This is a genomic window from Streptomyces sp. NPDC008238 (genome assembly GCF_042956445.1).
GTDB lineage: Bacteria > Actinomycetota > Actinomycetes > Streptomycetales > Streptomycetaceae > Actinacidiphila.
This window is the reverse complement of sequence record NZ_JBIBGK010000072.1, coordinates 1-3,185: the sequence shown is the minus strand read 5'-3', so window position 1 is coordinate 3,185 and position 3,185 is coordinate 1. Positions and strand designations below refer to the sequence as shown.

The 3,185-nt window shown below is 65.2% G+C and carries 3 protein-coding genes; 2 read left to right on the top strand and 1 reads right to left on the bottom strand.

Going from position 1 to position 3,185, the window contains the following annotated elements:
- Nucleotides 1-404: 404 nt before the first annotated feature.
- Nucleotides 405-1,055, bottom strand: coding sequence for an FMN-dependent NADH-azoreductase (locus tag ACFZAU_RS41745; RefSeq protein WP_500556595.1), 651 nt, complete (start codon nt 1,053-1,055; stop codon nt 405-407).
- 152 nt (nt 1,056-1,207) lie between these two features.
- Between ACFZAU_RS41745 and ACFZAU_RS41740 the strand changes: the two genes are divergently transcribed.
- Nucleotides 1,208-1,915, top strand: coding sequence for a nitroreductase (locus ACFZAU_RS41740; protein ID WP_500556594.1), 708 nt, complete (start codon nt 1,208-1,210; stop codon nt 1,913-1,915).
- 562 nt (nt 1,916-2,477) lie between these two features.
- A complete protein-coding gene (locus tag ACFZAU_RS41735; protein WP_500556593.1) occupies nt 2,478-3,170 on the top strand; it encodes a PAS domain-containing protein in 693 nt (230 codons plus the stop codon).
- Nucleotides 3,171-3,185: the final 15 nt, after the last annotated feature.

Here is a 3,185-nt window from a genome sequence, read left to right as displayed (position 1 = left end):
CCACTGTGCACACGGCTCGATGCCACACCGCAGCCAGGACACCCCGCCTGGTCCGCGACAGCGCGAGCCCGTACGATCACGAACTCGCCGTCCAGTAGCGCGTCTTCGATCAGCACACCCCCGACCTGGTGGCACCACAGGCCGGCCAGGACCACATCACCCATGGCCGTTCATGATCGCGGTTTCGGTGACCCTAGGCCCCAGCACGGAAAGTGATCCAGAACCTCATTTCAACCGTCGCCGACAGCGTGCCCTGGGTGCGGCATCGTCGCGCCGGCGGATCGAACAGCTCTTTCCCGCTGGTCGTAAGGCGCAGGTGGGGAGCGCTTCTGTGCTGGACGTGCAGGGCGCAGAGGCGCCGTATGACATCCCCGGGCCCAGGTGTCATACGGCGCCTCTGCAGATCACGCGGTGAGGCGCTCCGTGAGTTCCTTGGCCTTGACGGCCGCATCCTCGAAGGCACGCTCGCGCGAGGCCTCGAAGAGGGGGATCAGCCCGGACATGGCCGGGTTGCGGGACGCCATGGTGAGTTCGGGAACGATGAAGTCGACGTCCAGGCCGAGATTGCCCGTGAGGGCGGCTTCCAGGTAGTTCTGCACGAAGTCGTAGCCCTCGCGCGGGGTCCCTGGCGCGTAGGAGCCGCCGCGGCTGGCGACGACGACGATCGGCGTTCCCTTTGTGGAAGGGGTCTCGCCCGAGGTGCGGCCAGGCATGATCACGCTGTCCAGCCACGCCTTGAGAGTCGACGGGATCGAGAAGTTGTACATGGGAGCACCCAGCAGGATGGCGTCCGCCTGCTCCAGTTCCTCGATGAGCTCCACACGCGCGGCGAACGCCGCTGCCTGCTCCGCGGTGTGCTCGGACGGGGCCGCGTAGCCGGCGGACCAAGCCACCGCGGTGATGTGGGGGATCGGGTCGGCGGCGAGGTCACGGTAGATCACCGTGCCTTGCGGGTCCTGCTCCTGCCAGACCTTGCGGAAGGCGGTTGCTACCGAACGGGATGAAGATGCTTCCTCAGGGAAGACGGACGAGTCGATGTGCAACAGCGTGGCCATGGACTATCTCCAAGGACGGCGGCCCGAGCGGGGCCGAAGGATCGCGTGTGGCAACAGTCAAACACAAGAAAGTATTGAGCGATACCATCTTGGACAATACAGTGGCGTTAGTAACGACGTCGTCCACACGTTGACCAGGGAGACACGCGTCCATGGACGTCTATGAGGCGGTCACGAGCCGACATGCAGTGCGTGCATTCACTGACAAGCAGGTCCCAGGGGAGGTGCTGGAGCGTGTGCTTTCCGCCGCAGCCTGGGCGCCATCGGCATCAAACCTGCAGCCGTGGCACGCCTACGTACTGACCGGCGGGCCGCTGGGCGACCTGAAGAAGCGCGCCGGTGAGCGCCTGACCTCAGGAGACCCCTGGGACGAGCCGGAGTACGAGCAGTACCCGCCACAGTTGAAGTCTCCGTATTGCGAGCGCCGGTCCGCCTTCGGCGAGCAGCGCTACGGCGCACTCGGTATCCCGCGTGAGGACCTGGAAGCACGACAGCGGGCCGCCGCCGCGAACTGGGATTGCTTCGGCGCGCCCGCGGCTTTGTTCTGCTACATCGACCGCGACATGGGTCGGCCGCAATGGTCCGACGTTGGCATGTATCTGCAGACCGTCATGCTGCTGCTCCGTGCTGAGGGGCTGCACAGCTGCACACAGATGGCATGGGCGAAGTTCCACAGAACCGTTGCGGAGATCACCTCACCCCCGGAGGGCCTCATCCTCTTCTGTGGCATGTCGATCGGGTTCGAGGACGCCACGGTGGACGACGGCCGTACAGGCCGTGCCCCGCTGGAGGAAACCGTCACGTTCATCGATGAGCAACCGGTCGCGTCATGCCCTCCCGTGGAGACGAGCCCGGCCTAGGAGGAGTCGGTTGGGCGGCGGGCGTCTGCCGACGGTGATCTCCAGGCGGCAGCCCTGTCGCCCGAGCCCGAGCAGTGACATGAGGGCTTACGGGGAACCTCGGACTTCCGGCGCCGGTTTGTTGCTGCCTGTACAGCCGCGAGAGGCGGCCACGGACGGGGGTGGCCTTCGACGTCGGTACGTGGGTGATGGCCGTCGCTCGTCCCTAGCAGTCAAGGCCCGTCGATCAGCCGGACGGCCTGGTCCGGTCGCGGCAGCCTCGCCCAGGGCTGTGTGGGGAACCCGCGGTGGTCCAGGAGTCAGGCGGGACAGGGCGGTGGCCCATCTGCGAGAACCCAGAACGCGTTCCAGCCGGTGTGCTCGCGCCAATCACGATCTTGGCGTTCCATAAGTTCACTCGCCTCATATCGTCACAAATTAACCCTTTATTCGGTCAATGCCCCGAAAGGCGCGAATCGGTCCTACCCGTGTAGGGATCGAGCGCGGGCTGCAGGTTGCGTCTGCTCCATCGGTGCAACAGCGGTCCAAACCCGTACGTCACCTGTCGAAGGGGCCAGCTTCGATGACCGCTACCGGTGCAGCGACAGTGAGTAAGCAGATGGACACTTGCGAGATAACCGACTCCGCAATTGCGATGCTCGACGATCACGGAACGGTGATCGGATGGACGCAGGCCGCCGAGCGGCTCGTCGGATACGCCCCCGAGGACGTGGTAGGTCGGTCCGCTGCACTGGTCGTGCCGCCGTCCGACGAAGCACCGACGATCTCTGCATACGTCGAACGCTGCCGTGCCCACAACGGATGGTCTGGCACGACAACGGTACGCGACCGTAACGGCCAGCTACTCAACGTCAGCCGGCGGGTTTCAATGTTGCGTGGGGCGGACGGAACCGTCCGGTGGCTTGTATCGGTGACCGACATCGGCACGCTCGCCCGAGGGGCCGCAACGAACGGGTCGATGCGGGAGTCGCTTCTGACCCGCGCTCCGATAGGCATCGTCGTCCGCGACCGGCAGCTGCGGTGCACTTGGGTAAACGACACCATGGAGAGCCACGACGGTATCCCCCGTGAACGACGACTCGGACGGCGTCTGAGCGAAGCGCAGCCCGGATTTGAAACCGAAGCGATCGAGGCGGTGATGTGGCAGGTACTCCAAAGCGGCACCAGCAGGGTGCTTGAACCGTTCCGGGTTCGGTGGGGACTCGATTGTTTGAGAGGATCGAGTCATGGCACGTCCTTCCCAGTACCCGCTTGAGCTGCGCCGTCGTGC